Origin of the sequence: Segeticoccus rhizosphaerae (genome assembly GCF_009192725.1) — a bacterium.
Lineage (GTDB): Bacteria > Actinomycetota > Actinomycetes > Actinomycetales > Dermatophilaceae > Segeticoccus > Segeticoccus rhizosphaerae.
On record NZ_VOHR01000330.1, the window covers coordinates 1 to 3,984 of the forward strand.

Annotated in this window: 4 protein-coding genes; 2 read left to right on the plus strand and 2 right to left on the minus strand. The window is 72.7% G+C overall.

Translation table 11 applies throughout. The features are described from left to right. Both FRW57_RS18375 and FRW57_RS18380 read left to right on the plus strand, forming a co-directional pair. Positions 1 to 651: C40 family peptidase (locus FRW57_RS18375; RefSeq protein ID WP_152186695.1), on the plus strand; the 651-nt coding region annotated here is incomplete at its 5' end. A 91-nt stretch (positions 652 to 742) separates the two neighbouring features. Further along, entirely contained in the window at positions 743 to 1,468 is a 726-nt protein-coding gene (locus tag FRW57_RS18380; protein ID WP_152186696.1) for a DsbA family oxidoreductase, read from the plus strand. On the opposite strand, the gene FRW57_RS18385 is transcribed toward FRW57_RS18380, so the two are convergent. Continuing rightward, entirely contained in the window at positions 1,429 to 2,469 is a 1,041-nt protein-coding gene (locus FRW57_RS18385; protein ID WP_152186697.1) for a hemolysin family protein, read from the minus strand. The two genes, FRW57_RS18380 and FRW57_RS18385, sit on opposite strands and share 40 nt — an antisense overlap. After that, a complete protein-coding gene (locus FRW57_RS18390) occupies positions 2,466 to 3,812 on the minus strand; it encodes a hemolysin family protein (RefSeq protein ID WP_137120008.1) in 1,347 nt (448 codons plus the stop codon). Before FRW57_RS18390 ends, FRW57_RS18385 begins: the two co-directional genes overlap by 4 nt. Positions 3,813 to 3,984 lie beyond the last annotated feature (172 nt).

The window sequence follows — 3,984 nt, forward strand, 5'->3', positions numbered from 1 at the left end:
CCGGTGCCCGCTGTCGCGAGGCCCGCCGTCGCGGCGAGCGTGGTCTCGCCGCAGTTCGGCCAGGTCGGATTCAAGGGCAACAAGGCCCCCGAGCCGGAGCCCGTGGAGGCCGCCGCGCCCGAGGTCGAGCGGACCACGACCGCACCGAGCCGGTCCACCGAGCGCGAGTCGGCCGCGGAGCGTGAGGCGGCGCAGCAGGCTGAGGCCGAGCGGGAGGCAGAGCAGCGTGCCGCAGCCGAGCGTGAGGCGGCCGAGCGGGCGGCCGAGCAGAAGAAGGCGGAGGAGCAGGCCGCTGCCGAGCAGGCCGCGCCGGCGCCTTCGGGTGTGCTCGCCATCGCCGCGCGCTACGTCGGCACTCCCTACGTCTACGGCGGCAGTTCTCCTTCGGGCTTCGACTGCTCCGGCTTCACCCAGTATGTCTTCGGGCAGGCGGGCATCAGCCTGAGCCGCACCACCACCGGACAGCAGGCGCAGGCGACGCCGGTCTCCGACCCCCAGCCGGGTGACCTCGTCTTCTTCGGCTACCCCGCCCACCACGTGGGCATCTACGCCGGCGGCGGGATGATGTATGACTCCGGTCGCCCCGGGGTCCCCGTCCAGAAGCGCGCGATCTTCTACAGCAGCGGCGCCGTCACCTTCGGACGCGTCTGACCGACCGCGACGCTCCTCGATGGCTCCTCACCGCACACGCGGTGGGGGGCCATCGGTGTCCCCGGGCCCGGGTTCTTGGGACACTGGGGCCATGAGCATCCCGGAGCAGGCCCCCGCACAGCACCGGCTGCAGGTGGAGGTGTGGTCGGACCTGGCGTGTCCGTGGTGCTACGTCGGCAAGCGCCGGCTGGAGCGCGCCGTGCGCGGGTTCGAGCACCCCGGGGAGGTGCTGGTGCGCCACCGCTCCTTCGAGCTGGACCCGCGTCGGCCGGACCGGCGCCCCTTCGTGCAGCACCTGGCCGACCGGTATGGCGGGCCGGTCGCCGCGCGCGAGGTGGGCACCCGCGTGAACGAGGCCGCGCGCGAGGAGGACCTGCGCTTCGACTTCGAGCGCGCCGTGCAGAGCAGCACCTTCGACGCGCACCGGCTGTGCCATCTCGGGCTGGACCAGGGAGGCCCGGCGCAGCAGGCAGCCGTCCTGGAGCGATTGTTCACCGCGCAGTTCGTGGAGGGCAGGCACCTGGACGACCCGGACGCGCTCCAGCGACTCGGTGCCGAGGCCGGGCTCGACGAGGTGCTCCTCGCCTCCGTGCTCGCGGGTGAGGAGTATGCCGAGCAGGTGCGCCAGGACGAGGCCCTCGCCGTGCAGCTCGGGATCTCGTCGGTGCCGTACGTGCTGGTCAACGGCGGCGTCCGGGGGGAGGGGCCCCAGTCGGTCGACGAGCTCGTGGCCCTGTTGCAACAGGCATGGCGCGGGCTGGGCGGCCCGCCGGCGGCTCAGCCGGACCCGGACGGATCGGTCTCGTCCTCGAACTGACCGAGGACCTCCTCGAGCAGGTCCTCGAGGGCGGCCAGACCGGCGATGGCGCCGTCCCGTGCCACCAGGGTCAGCTGTGCGTGCTGTTCGCGCATCCGGGTGACAGCGTCGATCAGGGGCAGGTCGGCCGGCAACACGAGGAGGCCCTGACGCAGCTCCGACACCGTGCAGGGCGTCCCGCCGCCGTTGCGCTGCACGGCATCACGCACGTGCACCAGCCCCTGCGGCGTGCCGTCCTCCAGGACGATGAGGCGGGAGCGACCGGTGTCGCGGCTCACCCGTTCGACGTCCAGGGACGAGGCCGAGGCGGCGATGGTGACGGCGTCCGCTATGGGCCGCATCAGCGCGCCGAGGGTCTTCTGCTCCAGCCACAGTGCCCCACTGAGGAACCGGTGCTCGTGGTCAGGGAGGGCCCCGTGCTCGTGTGACTGGGCGAACAGCAGATGCAGCTGGGCCGGGGCGTGCGCGCGGTCCACCGTGTCCCGTGGGCTGACGCCGACGGCCCGGACCAGGACGTTGGCGAGAGCGTTGAACAGGCGCAGGGCCGGCCGGACCGCACGGGTGAAGCCGCGGAAGGGCAGGGCGAGCAGGAGCGCCGAGCGCTCGGGGTGCGAGATGGCCCAGGACTTGGGCGCCATCTCGCCGATCACCATGTGCAGGAACACGACCACGACGACAGCGAGCACGATCGCGACGACGCCGCCCAGCTGCACCGGCAGGCCGAGCGCGCGGAAGGCCGGGTCGAGCAACGTGGCGAGCGCGGGTTTGGCCAGCGCACCGAGTCCGAGCGTGCAGATGGTGATGCCGAGCTGGGCGCCGGCGAGCATGAGCGACAGCTCGCGGCTCCCCTCGTAGGCCGCTCTGGCCGCTCGGCCGCCGTCGGCCGCCAGCCGCTCGAGCCGGTGCGTCCGGCTCGCCACGAGGGCGAACTCCGCGGCGACGAAGAAGGCGTTGGCGACCAGCAGCCCGAGGGAGACCAGGAGCGCGACGGCGAGGTTCATCGGTCCGCCCCCTGGTCGCTGCGCTGTCGGGCGAGAACCGTGAGCGGCACGTGGCGGTTCACGGCCAGCACCTCGAGCTCGGTCGTGGAGGCTGGTTTCCCCGCGCCCCGCGCCGCCGCGCCGTCCAGCTCGATGACGTCACCCACCTCTGCGGTGCGGCCGAGCCGGTCCAGGACGAGACCACCGAGGGTGTCGAAGTCCTCGTCGTCGGGCAACGGGAGGCCGGTCTGGGCGACCACCTCGTCGATCCGCATCCGGGCCGGCACCTGCCAGGCCCCGTCTGGACGCCGCTGGATCACCGGCTCGTCCGCGTCGTCCTCGTCGAGGATCTCCCCGACCACCTCCTCGGCCACGTCCTCGAAGGTGATCACCCCGGCAAAACCGCCGTACTCGTCGACGACCACAGCCATCTGGCGACGCTCTGCCCGCAGCCGCTCCAACACCGCGGGCAGCGGGAGGCTGGTGGGGAGCCGCACCGGTGGGGTGACGATCCGACGCACCGGTGTCGTGGACCGTTGCTCGACCGGCACCGCCAGCAGCTCCTTGACACCGACCTGCCCGATGATGTCGTCGACGTCGCGCCCGGTCACCGGGAACCGCGAGCTGCCGGTGGCCAGCAGCTCGGTCACCCGGCTGGCCGGCTCGTCGGCTCGGATGACGGTGACGTCGATGCGGGGGGTCATGACCTGTTCGGCCAGCAGGTGGCGGAAGGCGAGCGCCCGGTCCAGCAGTCTGGACAGGTCGGCGTCGAGGAGCCCGCGGGTGTGCGACTCGTGGATGATCCCCTCGAGGTCCTCCGGGGTCGCGCCCTGGGGCAGCTCCTCGATCGGCTCGATCCCGACCGCGCGCAGCAGCGCGGTCGAGGCGCGGTCGAACAGTCGGATGACGGGGCCGGCCAGCGCCAGGTAAAGGAGCGTCGAGCGGCTCAGCCAACGGGCCAGCACGGTCGCGCGGGAGATGGCGAGGTTCTTCGGGGCCAGCTCGCCGACCACCATCTGGACCAGTGTGCTGAACAGCAACGCGGCCGCCAGGGCGATCGAGAGCCGGTCGGTGCGGGACAGCCCGGTGAAGCCCAGTGCGTCGGCGAGCCCCTCACCGAGCAGGGGCTCGGACACGTAGCCGACGACCAGGGCCGTGACCGTGATGCCGAACTGCGCACCAGAGAGGGTGAACGACAGCTGTGAGGTGACCCGCAACGCTCGTCGCGCCGGTGCGTCGCCGTCCTGCGAGAGACGCTGCAACTCGCCGCGGTCGACGGCGACGTAGGCGAACTCCTGGGCCACGAAGTAGCCGGTCGCCGCGGTGAGCAGGAGGATGGTGAGCAGACCGGCGCCGATCAGCACGATCGCGCCGTTCCGGGAAGCCGGGCCGGACCCGGCTGGGTACTACAGGCGTCGTCCCCTGGGGCTTTCGTCATCACCGAATTCTAGACGCACGACGAGGGTGCTCCGGCGCGGCCGCGGTCATGCCCGCGGTCATCCCCGCGGGCGCGGCGCAGCGGGCGGCGTCGCCGGG